The 23,624-nt window shown below is 68.2% G+C and carries 25 protein-coding genes; 10 read left to right on the top strand and 15 right to left on the bottom strand.

Going from position 1 to position 23,624, the window contains the following annotated elements; all coding sequences use genetic code 11:
* Positions 1-155: 155 nt before the first annotated feature.
* A complete protein-coding gene (locus ACFQ6X_RS14470; RefSeq protein ID WP_383181080.1) occupies positions 156-776 on the bottom strand; it encodes a hypothetical protein in 621 nt (206 codons plus the stop codon).
* Between the two features lie 435 nt (positions 777-1,211).
* Between ACFQ6X_RS14470 and ACFQ6X_RS14465 the strand changes: the two genes are divergently transcribed.
* Positions 1,212-2,663 (top strand): glycoside hydrolase family 76 protein, encoded by a 1,452-nt coding sequence (locus ACFQ6X_RS14465; protein ID WP_383181077.1) that lies wholly within the window; start codon positions 1,212-1,214, stop codon positions 2,661-2,663.
* Positions 2,664-2,704: 41 nt separating this feature from the next.
* Complete coding sequence (locus tag ACFQ6X_RS14460) at positions 2,705-3,247, top strand: DUF1707 domain-containing protein (RefSeq protein WP_383181074.1); 543 nt, start codon at positions 2,705-2,707, stop codon at positions 3,245-3,247.
* 132 nt (positions 3,248-3,379) lie between these two features.
* On the opposite strand, the gene ACFQ6X_RS14455 is transcribed toward ACFQ6X_RS14460, so the two are convergent.
* Both ACFQ6X_RS14455 and ACFQ6X_RS14450 read right to left on the bottom strand, forming a co-directional pair.
* Positions 3,380-4,378, bottom strand: a complete 999-nt coding sequence (locus ACFQ6X_RS14455; RefSeq protein ID WP_383181072.1) for a hypothetical protein — start codon at positions 4,376-4,378, stop codon at positions 3,380-3,382.
* Positions 4,379-4,532: 154 nt separating this feature from the next.
* The gene (locus ACFQ6X_RS14450) at positions 4,533-4,919 is read right to left on the bottom strand and encodes a hypothetical protein (RefSeq protein WP_383181069.1); all 387 of its coding nucleotides are present in this window, start codon (positions 4,917-4,919) and stop codon (positions 4,533-4,535) included.
* 371 nt (positions 4,920-5,290) lie between these two features.
* Between ACFQ6X_RS14450 and ACFQ6X_RS14445 the strand changes: the two genes are divergently transcribed.
* Positions 5,291-6,055 carry a crotonase/enoyl-CoA hydratase family protein gene (locus tag ACFQ6X_RS14445; protein ID WP_383181066.1) on the top strand — a complete coding sequence of 255 codons (765 nt, stop codon included), beginning with the start codon at positions 5,291-5,293 and terminating at the stop codon, positions 6,053-6,055.
* 281 nt (positions 6,056-6,336) lie between these two features.
* On the opposite strand, the gene ACFQ6X_RS14440 is transcribed toward ACFQ6X_RS14445, so the two are convergent.
* Positions 6,337-8,397 carry a phosphocholine-specific phospholipase C gene (locus ACFQ6X_RS14440; RefSeq protein ID WP_383181063.1) on the bottom strand — a complete coding sequence of 687 codons (2,061 nt, stop codon included), beginning with the start codon at positions 8,395-8,397 and terminating at the stop codon, positions 6,337-6,339.
* Between the two features lie 437 nt (positions 8,398-8,834).
* Here ACFQ6X_RS14440 and ACFQ6X_RS14435 point away from each other — a divergent pair, with 437 nt between their 5' ends.
* Positions 8,835-9,536 carry a hypothetical protein gene (locus ACFQ6X_RS14435; protein WP_383181060.1) on the top strand — a complete coding sequence of 234 codons (702 nt, stop codon included), beginning with the start codon at positions 8,835-8,837 and terminating at the stop codon, positions 9,534-9,536.
* A gap of 127 nt (positions 9,537-9,663) precedes the next feature.
* On the opposite strand, the gene ACFQ6X_RS14430 is transcribed toward ACFQ6X_RS14435, so the two are convergent.
* Entirely contained in the window at positions 9,664-9,894 is a 231-nt protein-coding gene (locus tag ACFQ6X_RS14430; RefSeq protein ID WP_383181057.1) for a helix-turn-helix domain-containing protein, read from the bottom strand.
* The gene (locus ACFQ6X_RS14425; RefSeq protein ID WP_383181054.1) at positions 9,894-10,385 is read right to left on the bottom strand and encodes a DUF2975 domain-containing protein; all 492 of its coding nucleotides are present in this window, start codon (positions 10,383-10,385) and stop codon (positions 9,894-9,896) included. Before ACFQ6X_RS14425 ends, ACFQ6X_RS14430 begins: the two co-directional genes overlap by 1 nt.
* Positions 10,386-10,483: 98 nt before the next feature.
* Here ACFQ6X_RS14425 and ACFQ6X_RS14420 point away from each other — a divergent pair, with 98 nt between their 5' ends.
* The 3 genes from ACFQ6X_RS14420 to ACFQ6X_RS14410 all read left to right on the top strand — a co-directional run bounded on the left by ACFQ6X_RS14420 (position 10,484) and on the right by ACFQ6X_RS14410 (position 13,467).
* Positions 10,484-11,170 carry an SMI1/KNR4 family protein gene (locus ACFQ6X_RS14420; RefSeq protein ID WP_383181051.1) on the top strand — a complete coding sequence of 229 codons (687 nt, stop codon included), beginning with the start codon at positions 10,484-10,486 and terminating at the stop codon, positions 11,168-11,170.
* A gap of 157 nt (positions 11,171-11,327) precedes the next feature.
* A complete protein-coding gene (locus ACFQ6X_RS14415) occupies positions 11,328-12,518 on the top strand; it encodes an NAD(P)/FAD-dependent oxidoreductase (RefSeq protein WP_383181048.1) in 1,191 nt (396 codons plus the stop codon).
* Positions 12,519-12,528: 10 nt separating this feature from the next.
* Complete coding sequence (locus tag ACFQ6X_RS14410) at positions 12,529-13,467, top strand: sigma-70 family RNA polymerase sigma factor (RefSeq protein WP_383181045.1); 939 nt, start codon at positions 12,529-12,531, stop codon at positions 13,465-13,467.
* A gap of 79 nt (positions 13,468-13,546) precedes the next feature.
* Here the strand turns inward: ACFQ6X_RS14410 and ACFQ6X_RS14405 are convergent, their stop codons facing one another.
* Both ACFQ6X_RS14405 and ACFQ6X_RS14400 read right to left on the bottom strand, forming a co-directional pair.
* Entirely contained in the window at positions 13,547-14,149 is a 603-nt protein-coding gene (locus ACFQ6X_RS14405) for a hypothetical protein (protein ID WP_383181042.1), read from the bottom strand.
* A gap of 430 nt (positions 14,150-14,579) precedes the next feature.
* Positions 14,580-15,422 (bottom strand): GrpB family protein, encoded by an 843-nt coding sequence (locus tag ACFQ6X_RS14400; RefSeq protein ID WP_383181039.1) that lies wholly within the window; start codon positions 15,420-15,422, stop codon positions 14,580-14,582.
* A 70-nt stretch (positions 15,423-15,492) separates the two neighbouring features.
* Between ACFQ6X_RS14400 and ACFQ6X_RS14395 the strand changes: the two genes are divergently transcribed.
* Positions 15,493-16,137, top strand: coding sequence for a dihydrofolate reductase family protein (locus ACFQ6X_RS14395; RefSeq protein WP_383181036.1), 645 nt, complete (start codon positions 15,493-15,495; stop codon positions 16,135-16,137).
* Positions 16,138-16,504: 367 nt separating this feature from the next.
* Here ACFQ6X_RS14395 and ACFQ6X_RS14390 read toward each other — a convergent pair whose 3' ends face one another.
* From ACFQ6X_RS14390 to ACFQ6X_RS14375, 4 genes are all read right to left on the bottom strand, one after another.
* Complete coding sequence (locus ACFQ6X_RS14390) at positions 16,505-16,933, bottom strand: VOC family protein (protein WP_383181033.1); 429 nt, start codon at positions 16,931-16,933, stop codon at positions 16,505-16,507.
* Between the two features lie 110 nt (positions 16,934-17,043).
* Positions 17,044-17,430 (bottom strand): hypothetical protein, encoded by a 387-nt coding sequence (locus ACFQ6X_RS14385; protein ID WP_383181030.1) that lies wholly within the window; start codon positions 17,428-17,430, stop codon positions 17,044-17,046.
* Between the two features lie 144 nt (positions 17,431-17,574).
* On the bottom strand, positions 17,575-18,354 hold the full coding sequence (locus ACFQ6X_RS14380) for a GPP34 family phosphoprotein (protein ID WP_383181027.1): 780 nt from the start codon (positions 18,352-18,354) through the stop codon (positions 17,575-17,577).
* 185 nt (positions 18,355-18,539) lie between these two features.
* The gene (locus ACFQ6X_RS14375; protein WP_383181024.1) at positions 18,540-18,974 is read right to left on the bottom strand and encodes a pentapeptide repeat-containing protein; all 435 of its coding nucleotides are present in this window, start codon (positions 18,972-18,974) and stop codon (positions 18,540-18,542) included.
* A 210-nt stretch (positions 18,975-19,184) separates the two neighbouring features.
* Between ACFQ6X_RS14375 and ACFQ6X_RS14370 the strand changes: the two genes are divergently transcribed.
* The gene (locus tag ACFQ6X_RS14370; RefSeq protein WP_383181021.1) at positions 19,185-19,619 is read left to right on the top strand and encodes a VOC family protein; all 435 of its coding nucleotides are present in this window, start codon (positions 19,185-19,187) and stop codon (positions 19,617-19,619) included.
* A gap of 318 nt (positions 19,620-19,937) precedes the next feature.
* Positions 19,938-20,624, top strand: a complete 687-nt coding sequence (locus tag ACFQ6X_RS14365) for a 2-phosphosulfolactate phosphatase (protein ID WP_383181018.1) — start codon at positions 19,938-19,940, stop codon at positions 20,622-20,624.
* A gap of 267 nt (positions 20,625-20,891) precedes the next feature.
* Here ACFQ6X_RS14365 and ACFQ6X_RS14360 read toward each other — a convergent pair whose 3' ends face one another.
* From ACFQ6X_RS14360 to ACFQ6X_RS14350, 3 genes are read right to left on the bottom strand one after another with little or no spacing between them, the layout of a single operon-like run.
* Complete coding sequence (locus ACFQ6X_RS14360; RefSeq protein WP_383181016.1) at positions 20,892-21,500, bottom strand: hypothetical protein; 609 nt, start codon at positions 21,498-21,500, stop codon at positions 20,892-20,894.
* Complete coding sequence (locus ACFQ6X_RS14355) at positions 21,497-22,744, bottom strand: hypothetical protein (RefSeq protein WP_383181013.1); 1,248 nt, start codon at positions 22,742-22,744, stop codon at positions 21,497-21,499. Before ACFQ6X_RS14355 ends, ACFQ6X_RS14360 begins: the two co-directional genes overlap by 4 nt.
* A gap of 3 nt (positions 22,745-22,747) precedes the next feature.
* Positions 22,748-23,422, bottom strand: coding sequence for an ATP-binding cassette domain-containing protein (locus ACFQ6X_RS14350; protein WP_383181010.1), 675 nt, complete (start codon positions 23,420-23,422; stop codon positions 22,748-22,750).
* Between the last annotated feature and the right edge of the window lie 202 nt (positions 23,423-23,624).

The raw sequence follows: 23,624 nt of genomic DNA, 5'->3' as shown, positions 1-23,624 counted from the left end.
GGTGACGGCGGCGGGAGCGTGACGCCGAAGCGCCCCGCCGCCGTTCCTCCACGTTCCAGGGCGCCAACCACCGCAACGTCAGCCTCAACACGGTCGACAGCGCGGTGCGGATGCTCAGGCCGGGACAACTGTTCCACCGGCCCTTGAGGCGGGACCTACGGTGTCGACTCCGCGGCCCCGTCATGACTCGAGACGGAAGCGGACGCGGAGACGGGGCTGTAATAGACGGAGCGACCCTGCTTGAAGCGCTCCAGCAGCCCATTGGCGACCCCCTGCTCGAGCGTGTTGCGCACCACCGCGACCTGGGGCTTGCGCTGGGGGTGCGACTCGGTCAGGGCGGCAGCCACCTCGGCGGCAGACCTCGGTTCCCTCTGACCGGCGAGATATCCGGTGACCAACTCACGCCACGTCGGCTCGCCGGAGCCCTTGGGCGCTGCGACCTCGTTGGCGGGAACCTCCTGGACTGCCTGCGACTTCGACTCGCGTCCCTTTTTCTGCGACGCCGGCTTGCTCTTGGGGCGGCGGGCTGCGGGAACGGACGCTTCCTTGCGGTCCTTGCCCTTGGGCGCCTGCGCCTCCGGCTTTCCCGAACCGCTCAGCACATCCTGCATCTTGACCAGGACCTGCTCGCCCTCCTCCAGCTGGATGAGCTCGTCCTGCAGACGGGTCAACTCGGCACGCGCCCGGTCCTGCTCTTTCCGGTTTGCCGCAAGGTCCTCTGTGATCCGCTGCGTGTAGTCCGCGCTGATGGTGGACGTAGGAGTGTTTTCGGACATGCAGTCCTCGGCTTTCGCTGTGTCTCAAACGCCTATCAACACTGATGCTACCGACCACAGCGAGGGGAACGGCCCAGGAGATACCAATCCACCACGGAAGATGGCTTTTGCGGCGCCCGGTCACAGGGCGCCGCACCCACTGAGAGTACGGACCTTGATGCCCTACAGCTCCCGGGCGTTGGCGCGAAACTGTGCACACAACATCGACGAACCATCGCGGCAGCACGAGGCTTCCTGCCTCGCTACACGCCGTCGCCCACCTGCTCGATCAGCTCCGCGCGGATGTGAACTCGCCCTCACGGACAGGCCGTTCAACGCCTTCTCCCGCGGCGCCCGATCCATTGACGCAACCATGACGCTTGGCTAGCTTCGGAGAGCGCTCTCATGCTGAACGGCGCACCCCCCACTGCGACCAGACGTTTCAGGAGCCTCTCCATGAAGCCACCGAGAACGGCATCCATCGCTCTCCTCGCCACTCTGGCAACGTTGTCGACGCTGTTGGTCGGCGGGCTGTCGTCCACCGCCGCCGCGGCACCGACAGCAGCCGTATGCAACAAGTACTGCGACGCACGTGATCCGGGGCTGAGTCCTCAGGACCGTATCCCCGTGACTGCCACGGTCTCCTCGCGGTCGATCGCGCTGCACTTCGACGACGCCGACGCGATGGGATGGGCGTCCATAGACAACGGCGGACCGAACGACCGTGTCTGGTTGGACCGATCCATGGACGGCGGCCGGACCTGGGCGTCGGGCAGCCGTCTCGGCGATACCGCAGTGCCCGCCGGAGGACGAGGCTGGCGCACCCAGATGTACAACGTCGACGACTGGAACACCCAGGGCGTCGGCGCCCTTCGCGCCTGCGGGCAGCCGGCCGGAGGCGCCATCGCGTGCACGCCCTGGGCACGCACCACCTGGAACGCGGGCAGCAGAAGTACCGCGGCAGCCACTGCCCTGATGATGTCGTTCGACCGGGGCACCAAACTCTTCGGCGGCAACGGCTGGTGGACCGGCGCCAATGCGCTGACCGCCATCATCGACAACATCCGGATCAGCGGCATGGGCAGCTACACGTACGCAATCGCCGATACCTACGAGAAGAACCTGAACGCGCAGGGAGGGCAGTTCAGGAACGAGTACCTCGATGACACCGGGTGGTGGGGTCTGGCCTGGATCGCCGCATACGACCTGACCGGCGACCGCCGATACCTCGACACCGCGCGGGCCGACGCGGACCACATGTACGCCAACTGGAACAGCACCTGTGGTGGTGGGGTCAGGTGGAGCACGAACGGCAACTACAAGAACGCCATCACCAACGAGCTCTTCCTCCAGCTCACTTCCGCCCTGCACAACCGCATTCCGGGCGACACCCTCTACCTGGAGCGGGCGAGGAACGAATGGAGCTGGTTCCAGCAGAGCGGCATGATCAACGGTGACCGCATGATCAACGACGGTCTCAACGACTCCTGCGCCAACAACGGTCAGCCCACCTGGACGTACAACCAGGGCGTCATCCTGGGCGCGTTGACGGAGTTCCACAAAGCCACCGGCGACTCCGGCCTCCTGACGACCGCACGCGGTCTGGCCGACGCCTCCTCGGTCCGGCTCCAGACGGACGGCGTCCTGCGCGAACCCGGCGAGAGCGACAGCTGCACGGGAGACGGCCCGAGCTTCAAGGGTGCCTACGTACGCGGCCTCGGCACCCTCAACCGCCAACTGTCCGACCGCCCGTATGCCGCCGCCCTCACCCGCTGGGCGAACAGCGCCTACGACCGCAACCGCAACGCGCTCGACCAGTACGGCCCGCACTGGACCGGGGGAAGCACCACCACCGACTACGGCTGCCAGCAGAGCGTTCTGGACCTCCTCAATGCCGCTACGGGGTGAGAAAGCCGAAGAGCGGGCCCTCACGGCACTAGACTGAGACGGTGACCTCCCTGCCGGAAGACCTGCCGTCACTGATCAGCGAAGACGACCGCGACACGGCCGTGCGGCGCCTGCAGGAGGCCTACACCGAAGGGCACCTCTCGCACGAGGATCTGGACGAACGCCTCCACCAGGTGCTCACCGCCAAGACACGCAGCGAGCTCGTGTCGCCCCTGGCCTCGCTCCCGGAGGAAGAGGCGGCCACCACGTCCACGATCGCCGCCGCCGGCGGACGGATCCGGCGAAGCGGCGCATGGCGCGTACCTCGGATCCTCAAGGTCGAGTCGGCATTCGGAAGAGTGTCCCTGGACCTGTCCCGGGCGGTCATCGAGCATTCGGTCGTGGACATCGAGTTGCAGCTCGGCACCGGCAAGGCCAGGATCACGGTGCCTCGCGACGCGATCGTCGATGTGGAGGGTCTGCACACCGGGTGGAAGGACACGCACTACAAGGCCCGGCGGCGCTCCCGCCTCACCGGGCCGAGGATCCGGATCTCCGGGACCATGGGTTTCGGGCGGTTGAAGATCCGCCACGCGCGGCGCTGAGTTCCGTCCGGGGGTGGCGGCGGTCACCGCGCACGCCCCTCCGGGACCGGCTGGTCCGGCTGGTCCGGCTGGAACAGATGCGCTTCAAGATACTTTGCGCCCCGAGATCCCGACGGGACACGGGTCCCGGGTTCACGCGATCGGGTCGGCACCCCCTGAGGCCCCTTCTGTTCGGCGGATATCGGCGAGGCGATCGACGCCGAAGCCGCTGATCAGGAGGCGTTCCTTGCGGTTTCCGGTGAGGAGTTGGCTCCAGTCGACGAATCCGCCGTCGGCGACCTCCACGTACTGGTCTTCGACGCCGGCGTAGATCTTGAAGCACATGCCCGTGTAGTAGCCGCGTCCGGTCGCCCTTTCGGGGTCCTCGATCACGCTGATTCCTGGAAGAGCGGCGAGCTCACGACGTATCCGTTCGATGACCGGCCGGCTCGCGTCCTCCAGACAGGTGAGCCGGACCTGTGTGTGCTGCGCCCCGGCGGCAGCCGACGCCGCGACCGCGAACCGCAGGTGTTCGGCCAACTGCTGGTGTTCGAAGGACCGGTTGCCCGTGTCCCGGCCGGCGGTCACCAGGCCGAAGATCTGGAAGTGGGCGAGCATTCCGGGATCGCTGAAGTGCTGCGCCCGGGAAACTCTCTGACTGGCCGCCAGCCGGACCGGCCCATGTGAACGAGGATCGGCGGCCAGGGCCAGGGAACGTCGCAGGGATGCCTCGAGGGCCAAGGCGTTCGTCGGGTCAGCGGCAACCTCGCTGCCGCGAACCGTTGCGATCACCTTGCGCGGATCGACGGTCGCCACGGACGAATGAGCTGCCAGAGGCAGGACAGGCGCCAGCACGAGCATTTCGAATGCGTCGGGCAGTGCGGATATCAAGGCGTCTTCGGCACGACGAAGTGCGGCGAAGCTGGTCGGTGCCGGTGCGACGAACCGATCGCTGCGGTAGCGCCGCATCACTTCCGCAGGCGACAGCCGTTCCGCTCGGCGCCGGAACACTTCGAGCAGCAACGTGGTCAGATCACCGCCGGACACACTGTCGCTCAACAGGTCCAGCAGTTCCGGGCCGCCGAGCCGTCCCAGTACTCGCCGCAGGGCCGGGTTGGCAGAAATGTCTTGACCGGGGTCATCACGCCTCATGAGGAGCGAGTATCGACCCAAGGTTTCGGGTGTTCCAGGGGTTTTCCGGCACGCCGACGCGGTCACGCCACTTCGGTGTGCCGGGCCTGGCCACCCCGCCGAGATCGGCACCTTGAAGCCACGAGTCCACCAGTGGACCCGGGAACACCGCGAGCTACCCAGGCCGGAGCCCGACGACGGCCCAGGTGCGGCGTCCGTCGGGCCCGGTGTCCGTCCCGCATCCGGTGACCGCGGGGTGGGCGGTGATCCGGTGCAGAACGTCGTCCCCACCGTCCTCGTGACCTGAGGTCAGGGTGGCGCTGTGGGAGAGAGTGAGAATGCACGCCTGCCCGTCCTGGTCGGACAGATGGACGGTGATACGGGTTCCGGGGTCGGTGGTAGCCGCGTCGACGAGGAGTGTCACGACCGCCTCCACGGCCGTCACCGTGCCCGCGGCCGGGTGGTAGCCCCACTTCCGCAGCTGGCCGACGACCGCGACCCGGGCTTTCCCCGCAGCCCACGGTGCCGACTCCAGCACCCAGTTCGCACCCCGTCGGTTCACCATCCCCACCCCGCGCCGCCCGGACCGCGCCGGCATTCGCCCCTCCGCCAGGTCGTCAGGGGGACCCGCAGTGTCCGGGCGCGGCGGGGAGGCCGGCCGCTTCGGCGGGGGTGGGGTCCGCGGCGGATAGTCCGGTGTGTGGTCGGTGGCCGGTGTGGTCATCAGTGGCTCCCCGAGGTGTGGGCAGACGTCGCTGTCCTGACCGAATGGTAGATCCAGGCGGGTGACGGGGTGAGGCGTTCGGCGGGACGGCCGGCCGGGGTGGTGGGCGCCAGGACGGGCACCGAGCTCGGGAGGGGAGCAAGGGATCTGCCCTCTCAAGGTGACCCGGGAGTAACCTGCTGGCTTCGCCTTACGAAGGGGTCCTCACGATGCCGGTCCGGATCGAACGCCAGGAACACGTCACCACCGTCGTCCTCTCCCGACCTGAGGTCCGCAACGCGGTTGATGGTCCGACGGCGACCGAACTCGCCGACGCGTTCCGGGCGTTCGAAGCGGACGAGACTGCCCGGGTGGCGGTCCTGTGGGGCGAGGGCGGCACGTTCTGCGCGGGCGCGGACCTCAAGGCGCTCGCCACGGAACGCGGCAACCACGTCACCGAGGACGGCGACGGGCCGATGGGTCCGACGCGGATGCGACTGTCCAAGCCGGTGATCGCGGCGGTGGCAGGCCATGCCGTCGCCGGCGGTCTGGAGCTGGCACTCTGGTGCGATCTGCGGGTCGTCGAGGAGGACGCGGTCTTCGGCGTCTTCTGCCGTCGCTGGGGCGTACCGCTCATCGACGGCGGCACCGTACGTCTCCCCCGCCTCATCGGCACCAGTCGGGCGATGGACATGATCCTGACCGGCCGGCCGGTCGCGGCCCCCGAGGCGTACGGGATGGGACTCGCGAACCGTGTCGTCCCGGTGGGCCGGGCACGTGCGGAGGCCGAGGCCCTGGCCGCCTCGATCGCCGGCTTCCCGCAGGCCTGCCTCCGGGCCGACCGGAGCTCCGTCCTCGACCAGGAGGGCCTCGACGAGCAAGCCGCCCTGCAGGTCGAACTCCGCCACGGGACACGCGTGCTGGGCGACAGCATGGACGGCGCGGCGCGGTTCGCGGCCGGTGCGGGACGGCACGGGTCCTTCGGCGAACGCTGATGCGGCGCCCGGCTCCGGACCATTCGGCCACGCGACCTGCCCCCTTCGAAGGCCGGCTCCCCCTCTCCTGCGGGGCGCGGGCGATTTCGCCCGTGCCCCGGCAGGCGCCTGCTGTGCACCATCGGCCGCCTCACGGCTTCCAGCAGCTGCGGAATTCACTTGTGTATCCGCAGCTGCTGGACCGGAACGCCTCTGGCTAGGCGCTACGGAACAACGTCACACACCACGGCCGCTCCCCTCCGCCCCTGGAACGGCGGCGGCTGGGCAAGCCGAAGGCCCGCTCAGACCGTCCTGATCGCCGGGTCGGAGACGCCCGGAGCGCCGGTCTCCACGTGACCGGCGAAGCGGCGCAGGAAGGTGGCGTCGGCGTCGGAGACGACCTTGACGTCGTACCAGCGCGCGGTGGCACGCAGGTCGACCGTGTGGGAGACGGTCGCACCGGGGTTGACCTTGAAGGTCTGAGCCGCGCCACCGTACGCGTTGGTCACCGTCAGGTTGACCGCGGCCGAAGCGGAGTTGGTCATGCTGAGCGTCAGGTTGCCACTGGCCGCCACGTGACGTGCGGTGACCTCCGGGCCGGCCTTCTTCGCCGGGCCCTTCCAGGTGCGCACGAAGCCGTTCGGGCCCCAGACCGTGAGATTGATCTGGTTGCCGGTGGAACTGCTTGTGCTCCAGGTGTCCGAGAGGGTCTTGCCCGCCTCCACGGTGTAGGGCCAGGGGCCGTCCGTACGGTTGCCCGAAGTGCTGTGGAAGTGGGCGCCCAGGGTGGGGCCGCCGGCGAAGGTCAGGGTGAACTTGCCGGTGGAGACGGTGGCCCGGCCATCCACGTACGGGCTGTAGCCGAGGGCACGGGTCGGCTTGGAGCCCGCCTCCTGCTTGGGGAGGGTGCCCGTGGCCGGCGGGGTCGGGTGGTAGGAAGGGTGGCGGTCCTTGTCCGGCGGCACGTACCCGGCCGTGGAGGGCAGCGCGGCGGGGGCCGCGTCCGCACGGGCGAAGTCGAAGGCCGACGTCAGGTCCCCGCACACGGCGCGGCGCCACGGCGAGATGTTGGGCTCCTGCACCCCGAAGCGCTTCTCCATGAAGCGGATCACCGAAGTGTGGTCGAAGGTCTCGGAGCAGACGTAGCCGCCCTTGCTCCACGGCGAGACGACGATCATCGGCACGCGCGGACCGAGCCCGTAGGGGCCCGCCGCGTAACTCCCGCTGCCCTTGTACAGGTCCTTCGACACGTCTGCCGTGGACAGGCCCCAGGCGGAGGAGGTCGGCGGGTACGGCGGGACCACGTGGTCGAAGAAGCCGTCGTTCTCGTCGTAGGTGATGAACAGGGCGGTCTTCGCCCAGACTTCGGGGTTGGCCGTCAGCGCGTCCAGGACCTGCGAGATGTACCAGGCACCGAAGTTGGTCGGCCAGTTCGAGTGCTCGCTGAAAGCCTCGGGGGCGGCGATCCAGGAGACCTTCGGGAGGGTCCCGTCGACCACGTCCGCGCGCAGCCGGTCGAAGTAGCCGTCGCCCGCCTTGGCGTTCGTGCCGGTGCGGGCCTTCTCGTACAGGGCGCTGCCCGGCTGCGCATTGCGGTAGTTGTTGAAGTACAGAAGCGAGTTGTCGCCGTAGTTGCCGCGGAAGGCGTCGTTGATCCAACCCCAGGACCCGGCGGCGTTCAGGCCGTCGCCGATGTCCTGGTAGACCTTCCAGGAGACCCCGGCCGACTCCAGCCGCTCGGGGTAGGTCTTCCAGCCGTAGCCGGCCTCCTGATTGCCGAGGACCGGGCCGCCGCCGGTGCCGTCGTTGCCGGTGTGGCCCGACCAGAGGTAGTAGCGGTTGGGGTCGGTGGCTCCGATGAAGGAGCAGTGGTAGGCGTCGCACACGGTGAAGGCGTCGGCGAGGGCGTAGTGGAACGGGATGTCGTTCCGTGTCATGTGCGACATGGTCGTGGCCGTCTTCGCCGGTACCCACTTGTCGTACTTGCCGTTGTTGTAGGCCTGGTGGCCGCCGGCCCAGTCATGGTCCAGCCCCTCCAGGAACTGCATCCCGAGGTCCGCCACCTGCGGGTTGAAGGGGAGGATGTCCTTCGTCCCGTTGGACTGGTGGAAGACGGACTTGCCGTTGTCCTGGAGCACCGGCCGGGGGTCCCCGAAGCCTCGTACCCCCTTCATGGCCCCGAAGTAGTGGTCGAAGGAACGGTTCTCCTGCATCAGGACGACGACGTGCTCGATGTCCTGGATCGTTCCTGTGCTGCCCTGCGCCGGAATGGCGGCGGCCCGCGCGATGCTCTCGTTCAGCATGGCGAAGGCGGCGGTTCCTCCGGCGATCTGCAGGAACCTGCGACGGTCAAGCTCTGTCATGGGTGACGACCTCTGGGGTGATGGGGGGGTATCAGGGGCGCCCCAAGGACAGCGGTCCCGGGGTACCGGGTGGGGGTGGGTTCGTGACACCACGGCGTACACCTGGAGAACGAAAGCCTCCCCTGCGGCACGGACCTGCCCACGCCGGCGACTGGTGGGAGGGTACGGGCAAGACCTCTGCGCACAACAGGCCCCGGGAGCAGGCTCTTTGCGCAGGGATCAGTTCCCGCCACGCGTGCCCAACCCCTGCGGACCGTGGCGGTCTTCTGGTAGCCGGTGGGGCGGTTGAGGCGATCGACGCAGCGTTCGATCGGCGGTGTCGTGGGGGTGCCTCCGCAGTCCGGCGGCAACTTGTACCGACAGGGAACCACGCCCCTGGGCGGGCTCGTGTCCTGGTACGGGTGGAAGAGCAACCGGGCCGGGCTCGCGGGGGAATCATGCAGATCATCGAGGTGACCGGGTACGCCGTCCGATCTGCTGTGATCACCATGCGGCGGAAAGGGACACCACTTGAATTCGTGATCTTCCCGATGCTGCATGTGGCTTCGCCGACGTTCTACTCCCAGGTCCGGCTCAGGCTCAGGGAATGCGACCTCATAGTCATGGAGGGAATCCGGGGGCGTTCGGTCGGAGTGAGCGCGCTTACGCTTGCCTACCGGTTCGCCCCACGCCGGCGGCGCAACGGACTGCAGGAGCAGCGCGCGGAACTGCTGCTTCCCGAGGGCGCGCAGGTCATCAACCCGGATGTGACCGCGACGGAGGCGATCGCGGACCTGAAGACACTGCCGCGGGGGATGTACATGCTGCTCATGGTCGCGGCTCCCGTGATGGGCCTGGTGTTCGCGCTGCGCGGTCCGCGCGCCTTCCTCGACGAAGACCTGGTGGTCGAGGATCTGCCGTCGACGCTACGTGCGGAGCTAATGGCCGACGACCCTGTGACGCACGCGATCACGGATCGGCGCGACCAGCGGTTGCTCGACGCGCTCGGCGAGATCTGCACGGAGCGCAGCGACGAGCCGATCCGGGTGGCCGTCGTCTACGGAGCCGGCCACGTCCCGGCGATCGTTTCGGGGCTCAGGGACCGTTACGGGTACCGGCCACGTGAAGCGGAATGGGTAACCGTCCTCATCCCTGCCTAGCTCAACAGACGAAACGGTTCTGCGCGATCTTGTGAGGATGCCGCCTACAGGGTGAGCGGTCGGCCGGCGTCACGCTCGTTGCACTCGAGGCCGACGACGATGCGGTTCACGCCCACCCTGAGGCACGTCATCCGACTGCGACCTCCTCGGCCTCCTCGGCTTCCCAGCGCAGCAGGTCGCCCGGCTGACACCGGAGCACCTCGCAGAGCGCCGCGAGCGTCGCGAAGCGCACCGCCTTGGCGCGGCCGTTCTTCAGCACCGCCAGGTTGGCGGGAGTGATCCCCACGCGGTCCGCGAGCTCGCCCACGGACATCTTGCGCCTGGCCAGCATCACGTCGATGTCGACGGCGATCGGCATCAGATCACCTCGTTCAACTCGGCCTGCATCTGCGCCGCTTCGACGTCGCGCGCCACCGCCTGGGCGAGCAGCATCCTCAGCACGAGCACGATGAGCGCGACGCCCAGGATGGCCACGCCCACCCCGCCCATGATGAGGGTGACGCCCGGGTCCTCCCGCTGGCCCGGCGCATTGATGGCCGTGACCGCGAACCACAGAAGGGCAGCCGCCACGATCGCGCCGATCACGCCGTCCACGTACCGGAAGGCGGTGTGGGAGAACACCGTCCCGCGTCGCACCATCGTCACCAGCCGCCATACGCAGACCAGGGCGACCTGGGCCGACACCATGCCGAGGATGGCGATCAGGCGCAGCGGGGTAAGTGGGAGCGACCCGTCCTCCGGGTCGTTCCCACTGACCAACACCCACACCATCGATGCCTGTACGAACACCGTGCCGGCGAGCACCACCGCAAGCACGGCGCGCAGCGCACGCACTGCAAGCTTTCCCATGACCCATCCTTCCATCGAATGACGATGGTAATCTATCGAGTATCGATAGATGAAGCAAGAGTCGGATGGTTGTCAGTGGCGGCACGTACGGTCTAGGCATGGTTGATCAGTGGGCGGGGATCCGCGACCGCGTCGGCGCGTTGGGCGCTCAGCCGGCGAGCAGTGCAGTGTTCGGGTCGCTCGGACACGGGTGGGTCCTGGAGGAGCCGCTCACCGGGAACGGTCTCGCCGAGCTCGAGGAGCAGATAGGCGCAAGGCTGCCCGAGGAGTACCGGACCTTCCTCCTCCAGGTCGCCGCGGGCGGCGCCGGCCCCGCTTACGGCCTCTTCCCGGTACGGCGCGTACAGGGCCGGTGGCTCTGGGAAGGCGACGGCGCCGATCTGGCCGACCTGTCCACGATCGCCGAGCCGTTCCCCGACCAGGGTCCGGACCCGAAGGCCCTTGAGGAACTCCTCGCCCGGCGCCCCGAGGAAGAGGAGTTCGATGAGATCGAGGACTTCGACGACGCCTTCGAAGCGTGGGACGAACAGTGGGCCGCCCTCATGTTCGCGCCCGAGCGAACCGTAGGGGCAGTCCCGATCTCCCACCTGGGCTGCGCCCAGCGGGAGTGGCTGATCATCAGCGGCCGCCACCGGGGGACGATCTGGTCCGACCGCCGAGCGGACGACATCGACCTCATGCCGCTCCTGGACGACGACAGGAAACCGGTGACCTTCGCCCGCTGGTTCACCACCTGGCTGGAGCAGGCCGAGCACGTGGCACTCAAGTCGCCGTCGGACACCTGACGCCATCGATGAGGCCGCTGCGAAGGCCGCTCCCCGCGAGCGATACATGCAGCTCTGAGGCGTGCTCGATGACGTGACCCACGTCACATTCGACTCCTGTCAGCAATCGGGACGCTATCTCGTTCAAGGGGCACGCGAACGAGACAGGAGCAACGTCATGAAGCACCGCATCGTCGTCCTCGGCGCCGGATATGCCGGGGCCTTCGCCGCCGGGAACCTGGCCCGCCGGCTCTCCCCCGCCGACACCGAGATCACCGTCGTCAACGCCGAGCCCGACTTCGTTGAGCGGATGCGGCTCCACCAGCTCGCGATCGGCCAGGACCTCGCGTTCAGCAAGCTCGCCGACGTATTCGCGGGCACCGGGGTGCGGCTGCGCCTGGCGCGCGTCACCGGCGTCGACCCCGAGCACAGGACCGTCTCCGTGACCGGCGAGGACGGCGACAGCGAGCTCGCGTACGACACGCTTCTCTACGCGCTCGGCAGCTCCGTGGCCCACCATGGCGTCCCCGGCGCGGCCGAGTACAGCTTCGATGTGACCGGCCGATCCTCGGCGCTGCGTCTGCGCGAGCGCCTGGCCGGCCTCGGCCAGGGCGGCACCGTGCTGGTCGTCGGTGAGGGGCTGACCGGCATCGAGACGGCCACCGAGTTCGCCGAGTCCCGGCCCGACCTCTCGGTCGCGCTGGCCGCCCGCGGCGAGCTGGGCGCCTGGCTCACCCCCAAGGCCCGCCGCCACCTGCGCCAGGCCTTCGACCGGCTCGGCGTCACCGTCCACGAGCACACCAGCATCGAAGCCGTCGAACCGGCACGGGCGATCGTTGCCGACGGCACGTCCATCCCGGCCGACGTGACCGTATGGTCGGCCGGGTTCGCCGTGCACCCCATCGCGGCCGCCAGCGGTCTGGAGGTCGCCGAGACCGGTCAGATCGTCGTCGACCGCACCATGCGCTCGGTCTCGCACCCGGACGTCTACGCCGCCGGTGACTGCGCCTACGCGATCGGCGAGAACGGCCGGCCGCTCCCGATGTCCTGCGCCTCGGCCGGTTTCACCAACATGCAGGCGACCGCCGCGATCATCGCGCGCCTGACAGGCGGCAAGGTCCCGACCACCGGGCTGAAGTACTACGGCAACCACATCAGCCTCGGCCGCCGGGACGCCATCTTCCAGATGGTGGACGGCGACGTCCGGTCGAAGTCCTGGTATCTGGGCGGCCGGACCGCCGCGCGGCTCAAGTCGGGCGTACTCAAGGGCGCCGGGTGGGGAATCGCCCACCCGACCTTCGGCATGCCGAAGCGCAGGCGCCGCGTGGCCACCGCGCCTGACCGGGCCGGCGTGAGGGCCGCCGCATAGGCTTCTCCGTATGGACAGAGCAGCCATTGACACGTTCGAGGCCAGCCGGGGCCGGCTGGCCTCGCTCGCGTACCGTCTGCTCGGCTCGGCCGCCGACGCCGAGGACGCCGTGCAGGACACGTTCCTTCGCTGGCAGGCTGCAGATCATGATCGGGTCGAGGTGCCGGAAGCGTGGCTCACCAAGGTCGTCACCAATCTCAGCCTCGACCGGCTCCGCTCGGCGCAGGCGCGCCACGAGCGTACGGCCGGTGCCTGGCTGCCCGAGCCGCTCCTCGACGGCGACCCGATGCTCGGCCCGGCCGACACCTTCGAGCAGCGCGAATCGGTGTCCTTGGCCGTACTGACCCTCTTGGAGCGCCTCTCGCCTGTCGAGCGGGCCGTCTACGTCCTGCGTGAGGCCTTCTCGTACAGCCACGCCGAGATCGCCGGGATCCTCGACATCACCAAGTCCGCGAGCCAGCAACATGTGCACCGGGCCCGCATCCGGGTCGCTGCAGAGCGCCCCCGCGGCGGCGAGGCCGACCCCGCGTCCGCTCGCCGGGTCGTCGAGGAATTCCTCGTCGCAGCCACGTCGGGGCGCACCGAACGGCTGGTGGCTCTGCTCACCGATGACGTCACAGCGGTCTCGGACGGCGCCGGCCTGAGCAAGCGGCTGTTGCGGTACACGACGCGCGAGCGGGTCGCCTCCTTCGTGCGGGCCGGCTTCAAGCCCACGCCGGCGAAGCGGCGGCTGGCCGGCGGCTCGCCATCGATGTACATCGCGCTGGTCAACGGCTCCCAGGCCGTCCTGGCCGTGGTCGACGACCGGGTCGTGGGTGCCGTGGCGTTCGACGTGAGGGACGGCAAGGTCGCGTCCCTGCGCGGCATCGCCGCCGCGGACCGGCTCGGGCGCCTCAACGAGGTCTGGCGGCAGCACGAACCCGACGCGCCGGTCATCAACGCGTGGTGACCGGCGCGACCGGACTCCAGTGGCCCCGATGCCAACTATCGGCCGCACGCGGACTCCCCCGGCCACCGGTCGCTCGGAGTCACAGCTGTTGAGACCGGCCGGGCCAAACAGCCACGAGATCAGGGAAGTCGGCAAAAGACGGGCCCGGAACCGTGTCTTGGACCGGCTGGCCGTTCAGCCAGTAAATTCGGGAGGTGTCGCTCTCGGTGTCGAGTAGACAGCACACTCCGCCGATGGCGGCGGTGAGGCCGGTGAACACAGCTCTGACACCTGCGGACCGCTCGAACAGCCGGCTCATCCCCGAGGTGGCAGCGTTGAACGTCAGCGACGCGAAGTCGGGGTGCGGCGCGGGCGCGAACCGCACCGTGAGGTAGACGTATCCAATCTCAACTCTCCCCAACTCGTCGGTTTCGGGGTCAGGGTCCTCGCAGAACTGGCGCACCGCGTCGTCGACGCCGAACATGATGGAGGTGTCGAGTTCAAGGTTGCCGCCTGCCGAGCAGTCCACCGGCTCACTCTTGAAGTTGGACGTGAACGGGACGACGACCCGCTCACCACCGGGCATGGTCACCGCGAGCGGCGCCACTCGATCCGTTGACGGCGCCAGCTCTGTGACCTCGAGCAGCGCCTTGGCGACGTTCTGGACAGGTACATAGATCTCGTAGCTGTAGGAAAGCCCCATGGACTCCACCCCTTGTCCGTCGAACTGGATCTTCCCTTGACCTGCCCGTACATCTTCGGGGCCTGTGCATTGTCCGGGAGGTACGCAGGATCCGGCGAGCGAATTTCCCTCCGGGCGCGCGCTCGGAGTTGGGGGGTGGGGACACGGCAAAATACCTCCAGTCCCGAGCTGGCTGCCGGGGCCTGTGCGACCCACCCCCCATTGCCGCGAGTCCCTGACGACCTCCGTCCGGCCCATGACACCGCACCGTAGTCCGAGCCACTGACAATGCGGCTGGTCCGCAGCTGTGCCGGCCACGGCGAAGCGGCGGCCTTCCCCTCAGTGCCGACCGCCGCCTCGGGCGGGACCCCCATGCAGCGGGCCTGAACCACGCCTTGCCATCTCCACTGCCCGCCCGCCTGGCGATCGGCGAGCGCCCGCGATGCGCCGCCTATCCGACTGACCAGCCCTCATGGTTGGCCCACCTCTCAGCTGCGGCCATCAGGACCTCCGTGGCAGGAGCCTTGATCTGGCCGTAGTCCATCAAGTCCGGTGCGCTCAAAGCCAGTCGCTGCTTGAACGCGCCCCAGGCCCGACGAGCCGGCTCGTCCGCTCGCAGAAAATCCCGGAACAGCAACGCATAACGCGTGTTGGAGCCGGCGGCCTCCCGGAGATGCACATTGCACGAACGGGCCCCTGCCGGCGGGGCGAAGACGAGTTTGGAGCACCGCTTGCCACCAGAAACCTCGACACGGTTCCACTGCTCGGGCCGACACCGGAAGCCGATCCCCTCAAGCAGCGGAATCTGCCGTGACTCATCGATCGACCTCACCCGCACCTGCACATCGATGCAGTCCTTGGCCGCCAGCCCGGGAACCGACGTCGATCCGATGTGATCGATCGCAACAGCAAGCTCGCCTGCCGCGCCCCACAACAACTCGGCAAGATCCGCAAACTCCTCAGGCCACTCCGGCCTGTACGCGACAACGACTACCCGATTGCGCTCATCGGCGAACGGCATGGTCGTCACGCTACCGACAATCCGCTCTTCGACATCCGAACCTCTCACCCCATGAGTGCTCTGACCGGAAAGGTTCGCCGGGTTGGCGGTGGGAACGGTTGGCGGTGGGAACGGTTGGCTGTGCGACGACGTCCGTTGCCACGCATGTGAGCGATCGTGGCTGTCACCGCTGCTTGCCTCGAAGCCGCCCGCGTGCGCCACGGCCACACCGCCGATGGGGCTGCTTCCTGACGCGTCTTGGAAAAAGTTGCGGATCACTGTCGATCCGGCCACGTCCCGTTCGACGTCATGATGTGCGGCGCCTCGCCACACGATGACGCGACAGGACCTGACGAGGAAACACGTGGACCAACTACTGAGAGTCATGAACTTCAACGTCTCGCATGACGGAATCGGTGCCGGTGAGCACCAGAGTCTCGAGCAGCCGTTCGGCCTCGACCGTCCCGAGAGGCTGTTTGCCTGGGCAGGGGCCACGGCCAGCTGGCCCATGCGTATGGATCCCGGCGGGAGCCGAGGGCTCGACGACTACTTCACCCGGGACTTCACACACAACATCGGCGCCGAGATCATGGGCCGCAACAAGTTCAGTCCCCAGCGCGGACCCTGGCAGGACGATGAGTGGCGCGGCTGGTGGGGGGAGGAGCCCCCGTTCCGCACTCCGGTGTTCGTCATGACCCACCACGGGCGTCCGTCGTTCACGCTCTCCGACACCACGTTCCACTTCGTCAACGGCGACCCGGCGGCGGTCCTCGAACAGGCGCGGGAAGCGGCGCAGGGCAAAGACGTCCGACTCGGCGGCGGGGTCACCACCATCCGGCAGTTCCTTGATGCTGACCTCGTCGACACCATGCATGTGGCGGTCTCGCCGGTAAAGCTCGGGTCAGGACTACGGCTCTGGGAGTCCCCCGATGAGCTGCTCAACCGCTTCCACATGGAGGTCGTTCCCAGCCCGAGCGGCGTGACGCACCACCTCTTCTGGCGAAGGTGATGTAGGAGCCCACTCACGTTCAGGCTGCCCCTGCGAGGGGGCGTCCGCCCCAGCGGATGCCCCCCTCACTTCGGATGCGGGCACGTTCCTTGCGTTTGGGGGGGGAACACGTCGGGGTGGCGGGCGATGGCGGTGCGCCGGCTCAGGTAACGGTGCAGGGCCTGGTCTGTGTGGGCAGCCCGGCGAACCTATGCGGTCGAGCCACGGTGAGTGACCTACCGGCATGTGCTCTCGACGCCTCGGCAGCTCGCTCTGCCGTTCGGCGTAGCCAATGAAGGCATTCGAAGATCCTTGATGAAGGACATCCCCTACGAAACCCGAGAGGTCCAAGGGGGCAGCTTCCCACCTCTCCGGCTCGAAAGAGTGCTCAGTCGATGCAGAACTCGTTGCCCTCGATGTCCAGCATCGGTATGCACGCATCGTTGCCGTCATACAGCGTGCACACGTGTACCGCGCCGAGCGGGATCAGGCGCGCGCATTCGGCCTCCAGTGCGGCCAGGCGCTCTTCACCGACGAGCCCGGTCCCGACCCGCACGTCAAGATGCACCCGGTTCTTGACGACCTTCCCTTCGGGGACACGCTGGAAGTACAGTCGCGGGCCCACCCCCGAGGGGTCGCTGCAGGCGAACCAGGAATCCCGCTCCTCAGGCGGCTGCGAGCTGTTGAAGTCGTCCCACGTGGCAAAACCCTCCGGGGGCGGCGGTACGACGTACCCCAACACCTCGCACCAGAAGCGAGCGAGACGCTCAGGTTCTGCGCAGTCGAAGGTGACTTGGAACTTCTTGATCGCCGACATCGGCGCACCCTATCAAGCGGACGCTGCCCCCCTGTTCTCAAGATGAATCCACGTGCCGACCGCCGTCCTTCCACCAACGACCAGCTCCAGGAAACCCCTTGGAGGTCGCTTCACTTGGTGGTTTTTGAGTCTTCGGCAGTCGAGACGAGTAGAGCCAGCTGATGCAGGCGCTGGTAGTAGCGGAGACCCTCTGGTTCGTTGAGCATCGGCAGGATCTGCTCCAGGTCTGCGATGCAGTCGCAGAGGATCCCGAGGCGCTCAGTGTCGAGAGCCCCGCCCTGGTTCAACCACACGGACACGCACCCGGCAATGCTTGCGTCGAGCAGGACCAAATCGGCGCCTGCCAGTTCCGCTCCACGTAGCTCGGCAGGGAATCGCTCGCCCAGGTGCTCCTGCCACAGGCGGGCAACGGCGGCTTCAGGCCCCGTAGTTCTCTTCACGTGGCGCATCTCCTCCGGACTCCCCTGACGGGTGCTGTCGGTTACTTTGGTCCGCATGCAGCCTCCCGGGTCGCCTGCGACGTGGCGGAGGCTGGAACAGATGGGCGGGATCCCCCGCACGAGCGTTTGCAGTGCCTGGCTGTCGTCACACGGTCCGGACCCCACCCACACCCTCGCCAAAGTTCGGTCAGAGCCTGTGCCTCAGTCGTGGTGGCTGCCCGAGCCACCGTCCGACCAGCCACCCGAGTCCAGGTAGTGGCCGAGCCCTTGGTCGCCGGTGGTCACCTCGGAGTAGAGGTTGACGAGCTCGCTGGCGAGCTGGCCCGTGGGCAGGAAGGTCTGTGCGGCAGGAGCCCCTGCGTCTCCCTCGCCGAACGGGGCAGCGCCCTGTGTGGAGGCGAGGAGGGCAGCGCCGGTCGCGGTACGGGCGGCCAGGCGACGACGTGCTGCGGCTCCCCGTACACCCGGGTACACGGCAGGGGCGATGTCCGCCACCCGGACCAGGACAGCCAGCGCGAGGTCGTGCGGGTCGGCGGGCGGCGTCCCGGGGCGCGAGCGGGTCACCGCGTCGAGACGGTCCAGGACGCCTCGGCGGCGGGGCACATCGACGGAAAGGATGTCGTGCCGGGTACGTCCGGCCGCGTCGCGTCGGCGGCGGGACCTCAGGGCCCTCTGGTCCTCCAGCCGGGAGAGGTATTCGGTGGTGAGGGACCGCGGCGTCAGGCGCAGCCAGTCGTGGAGGGAGGGCGGTGGGACGGTCCGGCCGAGGCCGAGCAGGACGTTGTTGAGGCGGCGGTCCTCGACCGGGGCGGGGTCGAGGATCTCGATCCGGCGGGCGCCGAAGACGATCCGGCCGGCCAAGCAGAGGTCGGCCAGCTCCGCGGCACTCAGGGCGATCCGCAGCCGGCTCTCGGACCGGATCCGCGGATGTCGTCGACCGGTCCCCATCGCGAGTAGCAGTAGTTCGTCCCCCATGGTCATGCGGGTCACACTAAGCCTGGAGTTACTGCGGACGGGAGGCTTCCGGGACTGCTTCCCCTGGACCCGGGTGCCGCCCTTCCGCAACGTCAAGACCTCTGTGTCCGCTGTGCAATTCGGTGGGCGAGGGCTTTCAGCCTCAGCATGATCGGGGTGATCGGTGTGCCGTCAGGCAGGGCCCGAGGGCCCTACCTGTTCCCTCGATTCCCGGGTGGCCATCCGATGACGTCTTCCGCTCCGACATTGCGCAGGGACGCTCCCTCGAACCGGGCGCCGGTGATGTCGGTCAGCCCGAACGGAGGCATACCGGTGTTCACGCTTCCGAACCTGGCGTCGGTCAGATCGGTGTCGCGCAGGTCAGCACCGCGCAGGTCGCATCCCGCCAGGCCGACCTCGCGCAACGAGGCACCGCGCAGGTCTGCGCCGCTGAAGTCACAGAACTTGAACCAGCACCCGTCCAGCGTGGCGTGGCGCAGGTCTGCCCCGGTGAACGAGCAGCGGGTGAACCGCAGTCGAGACGTGCGAGCGGAAGCAAGGTTCTGGCCGGTGAAGTCCTCACCGTTCACAGCCACGTACCTGGGCAGCGCGGCAAGTCGTTGTCTCGCGGTCAGCGGCGTGGTCATGTGCGCCAGCGTGTCAGCCGAGTCGGTGGCTGTCGCCCGGATTTCCGGGCAGGTCGCAGTGCGTCACGCGGCAACGGCGGCTTCGGTCGGGATCGTCGCCAGAGGGACCCAAGGTCCCTCCGGCCGCGAGGTGTCGGGCCGCAAGCTCCACAAGCCCTCCCGGGGCGGGCCCGTCGCGATTACGAAGGGACCTGCCTCTATGGTGGACCGATGGCGTCGATCAAGCAGGTCCAAATCACCTTCGACTGCGCAAGCCCCGAGCGCGTCGCTCGCTTCTGGTGCGAGGTGTTGGGGTACGTCGCACCGCCGCCCCCGGAGGGCTTTGCCACGTGGGACGACTTCAACAGCTCGCAGCCGCCTGAGGAGCGGGATTCCTGGTTCGCCTGCAGCGACCCCTCGGGTGTGGGCCCGCGACTGTACTTCCAGCGTGTCCCCGAAGGGAAGGTCGTCAAGAACCGGGTGCATCTTGACGTGCGGGTCGGGACCGGGCTCGCCGGTGAAGAGCGCCTGGCCGCACTGGAGGCCGAATGCGCGCGCCTGATCCCGCTCGGCGCGGTACGCGTGCGACTGCTGGCTGCCGACGAAGACAACGAGTCGTGCCTCGTGATGCAGGACGTCGAGGGCAACGAGTTCTGCCTCGACTGATGAGCCGCGCATGAGACACCTTCCAGGTCGACCGGTGCGGTTGGCCGTCCGGGGGTCACCATCGCGCGGCGCGCCAACCGATCTGTTCAGGCCGCCGACGGTGCACTCTCATGCACCTGCGTACCCGGGGTGCCTCCGCAAGAGGTTGCCTAGTTGGCGAGTTCGGCCTTACGCGCGTCGAAGTGCTCATCGCGCTCGGCGTCGTCGTGTCCACTTCTACAATCCACAGGCATCCGGAGGGCTGCATTCCGGGTCTGTCAAGGTGATGCGCACCATACTCCGAGCACCTCAGGCCGGGCGTGCACGATCATGATCGCCATGGACACTCGTTTCCTCGGAATCCCTGATCTGGTCGATACCCCGCCCGTGGCGGTCGTGGTCGACGTCATGCGTGCTTTCACCGTGGCTGCCTGGGCCTTCGCCCAGGGCGCGGAAAAGATCGTTCTTGCTGAGTCGCTGGACGAGGCCGTGGCCCTCAAGGCCCGCCACCCGGACTGGGTGGCGATCAAGGACGGTCCGTCCGCGCCCGGGTTCGACGCCGTCAACTCGCCCGGCATGCTGCGGTCCATCGACCTTGGCGGGCGGACCGTTGTGCAGAAGACCACGGCAGGGACGGTCGGTGCCCTTGCGGTCAAGGAGGCGTCGCTGGTGCTGTGCGCCAGCTTCGTGGTGGCGGAGGCAACGGCTCAGCTCTTGCGGACGCGCAAGAACGACAGTGTCACGTTCGTGGTCACCGGCGAAGACGGACAAGCCGATGAAGACCTGGCGTGCGCTCAGTACATCGCCCGGAGAGCCGCTGAGGCCGGGACGGATGCTGCTGAGTTCCTTCACCGCGCTGCTACGTCGCGCGCCGCGGTCGAGCTGGCGGAGGGTGTGCGTCAAGGAGTCCACCCCGACGACGTCGAGCTCTGTCTTGAACTCGACCGGTTCCCCTTTGCCATGGTGGCGACCCTGGAGGCCTCGCTCATGGTCCTGCGCCCACACGCGATGTCTTCACAGCCCTAGGCCTGTCGCCCTCACGGAAAGAGTGAGCCACTACTCGTGGCGTGTTGGCGGAGCGGGGCGCGGCTGGGGGCCCACCCGTCAGGGCTGCCGGATGTGCCTGTTTCCGCAGCCGCCCGGAAGCCACCGGTGCAATCGGCAGGGGAAGGGCAGGAGCGGTGCTGCTTCATGCCGATCCTCCAGGGATCACCGCGTGGAACCCGAGAACTCGTGAAGGCCCACCGCCAGTCGTCCCTGAGGACTGGAACGCCCGCGTCGCGGCAGAGCTGGTCATGCAGCTGCAGATCGAGACGCATCGCGTCGCGGCGTGAGCAGTGTCGTGGTCGCAATTCCTGCGGCCAGCAGAAGCAGGGCGGCGGTGGCGGCGATCGGGGAGGTCGCTTCATGCAGAGGCCAGGTCCAGAAGAAGGGGCGCCCACCGGGACCCAGGCCGATGAGTGCACAGACGACGGGCACGAGGGCCACGGTCAGTGGGCCGTACATGTGACCGGCGAGGTATTGGACGATGAGCCCGGTACCCAGGTATCCGAGGAAGTTCCTTGCCGCGGCAAGGGATAGGGAGGAGTCAGCCGCATAGGCAGCGCCGAGGCCCATGGTGGTGGCCAGGAAGGCAGCTGCTGTCAGCATGCCTGCCTGGTATCGGGCTACGGGGCGGACCGCGGTGGTGTCGTAGACGCGAGGGACCCGGTTGAGCGCGTGCAGAGTGAGCGCCGCGGGAATGGCGGGGAGTACAAGGGGCACGGGGATTCCGGCACTCATGCCCGCGAGGAGGGAGGGGATGGGCAGGGTGGAGCCGCCGAGGAGCGGTGTCAGCAGCATGGTGGCGATCACGACTGCTGCGGTGAGGGGTGTGGCGTGTGCGCGGTGCCACCAGTTCACGATGTGGCTGCCTTGGTGTAGGAGGCGGGGGCAAGGTCGGGCAGTACGGCGCAGTCGTGGACGGAGCGCATGTTGCGTTCGTACCAGGCGTGCTGGGCTTGTGTGGGCAGGGCGCGAATCTGCTCGGCGAGAGTGATCGCTTCGTGGGGCCAGCGCTGGGCGAGGTCGCTCTTGGGGACGCCGCCGGTGAGGGAGAGCCAGGCGTATATGGCGATCACGGCTTCGTCACCGGGGTAGGCGGCGCCTTGGCGCAGGGCGCACGGGGGAGCTTCGTTGGGGAGTGGGCTGGTGGCGATGTTCGATGCGACGTTGGTCTTGTCGGGTTGGGGGTCCCCGAACTCGACCTGGCGGGCCGGCGTGACGCCGACGGTTGCCAGTTGAGCGGTGATCTCGTCGGCCCAGTGGCTGATGTCTGCTCGTCGGGTGTTCTGCTCGGGCCACAGGCAGATCTGCGGGCTCTGTCCTGAGCAGGTGCGCAGTGCGGTGTCGCGGGCCTGGGTGCCCTGGAAGTCCAGGGGAACGGCGAGGACGAGCGCCACGGCGGTGGCCGCGGTGAAGCCAGCCAGTGCAAGCAGGGGGCGCCAGAGGCGATGGCGGAGTGCTGAGCCGAGGACGACGGCCGTCACGATCGCGAGGGAGAAGGTGACGGTGGCTGCCAGGCTGCGGATGGAGGGTTCCTGGTCGAGGCCGCAACACTCGGTGACGCCTTGTCCGTTGAGGTGGCGCAGCCAGGGCAGATCGCCCATGGCAGCCGGCCAGAACCCCCACAGGTATCCGAAGATCAGCATGGTGGCGGCGCCGAGGAGTCTCGGCAGGCGAGCGCCGACGAACCAGCCCAGGGCGATATGGGCCAGGACCACGCTGTAGGAGGCAGCGAGGATCGCCGGGTTCGGGAGGCCGGGAGTGGACGCCACCGATGTCACGATGACGGCGAAGGGGGCGATCATCGCGATCAGACCGAGTACGGCGACGGGGCCGAGGTGCAGGACCGCCACGCTGAGCGGCCCGCGGGCCGGGGCGAGTCCGGTGATTCCACCCTGTTTGATCCGGGCTGCTTCCCAGGCTGCTCCAGCCCCGCACGCGGCGTTGATGAAGCCGACGACGATGGTGGTCTGGGAGCTGATGGAAGGCCAGTAGGCGATGGTGGACTCGGTGTTCTGGGCGCTGAACCACACCAGGACGGGAACCAGGACCAGGGCGGACCACGCAGCGGGGCCCGAGCGCAGAAGTGTCGAGATGCGCACGGTTCAGACCTCCCCTCGGACCAGGCCGCGGTAGGCACTTTCCGCACGCCGCTCGTACGGGGTACCGGCGGGGGCGGTGGCGAAGAAGTCGCTCGTCGGCCCTCGGAACACTGGCCTGCCACGGTCGAAGACGATGACGGTTTCGTAGATGTCGGCGAGATCGTCGGTCTGGTGCGTGGAGACGATGAAGTGCACCGAGCTGCTCAGTTCGGCCAGCAGATCCCGAAAGACACCGCGCTGGACAGGATCGAGGCCCGCGGTCGGCTCATCCAGGAGAACGATCTCGGCCTGGTGCACCAGCGTCTGCGCGATACCCAGGCGGCGGAGTTGGCCTCCGGAAAGCTCATGGCTCTTGCGCTCGCCCAGTTCCGTGAGGCGGACCCTTTCCAGCGCTGCGGCCGAACGGTCCCAGGCGTCGCGCTTGGACAGGCCTTTCAACCAGCCCACGTACGCGGCCTGTTCCCGGACCGTCAGGGCCGGGATGGCCTTCACCTCCTGTGGCAACCAGCCCACCTTCTGCCGGAAGGCCCGGCGATCTCTCCGCCGCACGCTGTCCAGGCGCCCCAGCGTGATGCGCCCCGAAACGGGAGTGAGGGAAGAGGCTCCCAGAGAGAGCAGTGTCGACTTCCCTGCCCCGTTCGGGCCGAGCAGAACTGTGCAACCTCGTGGGAGGTCCATCGTCAGGCTGTCGAGCACAGGAGTACCGGCCCGGTAGGCAAAGGAACAGTCCGTGTAGTGCAGTGGCACGCAAACCCCAGGTGAGTGATGACTACAGGCCCAGACGGGGGTGTGGGGGGGGTGGGGGGGGACCCCAAACCCCACCACCCCCCACCCGGGGCGAAACGCCCCGGGGGCGGGGGGTGCCGGGGGTTGGGGGCCC

This window comes from Streptomyces sp. NPDC056452 (assembly GCF_042796085.1).
Taxonomy (GTDB): domain Bacteria; phylum Actinomycetota; class Actinomycetes; order Streptomycetales; family Streptomycetaceae; genus Streptomyces.
This window is presented reverse-complemented; position numbering and strand designations above follow the sequence as displayed.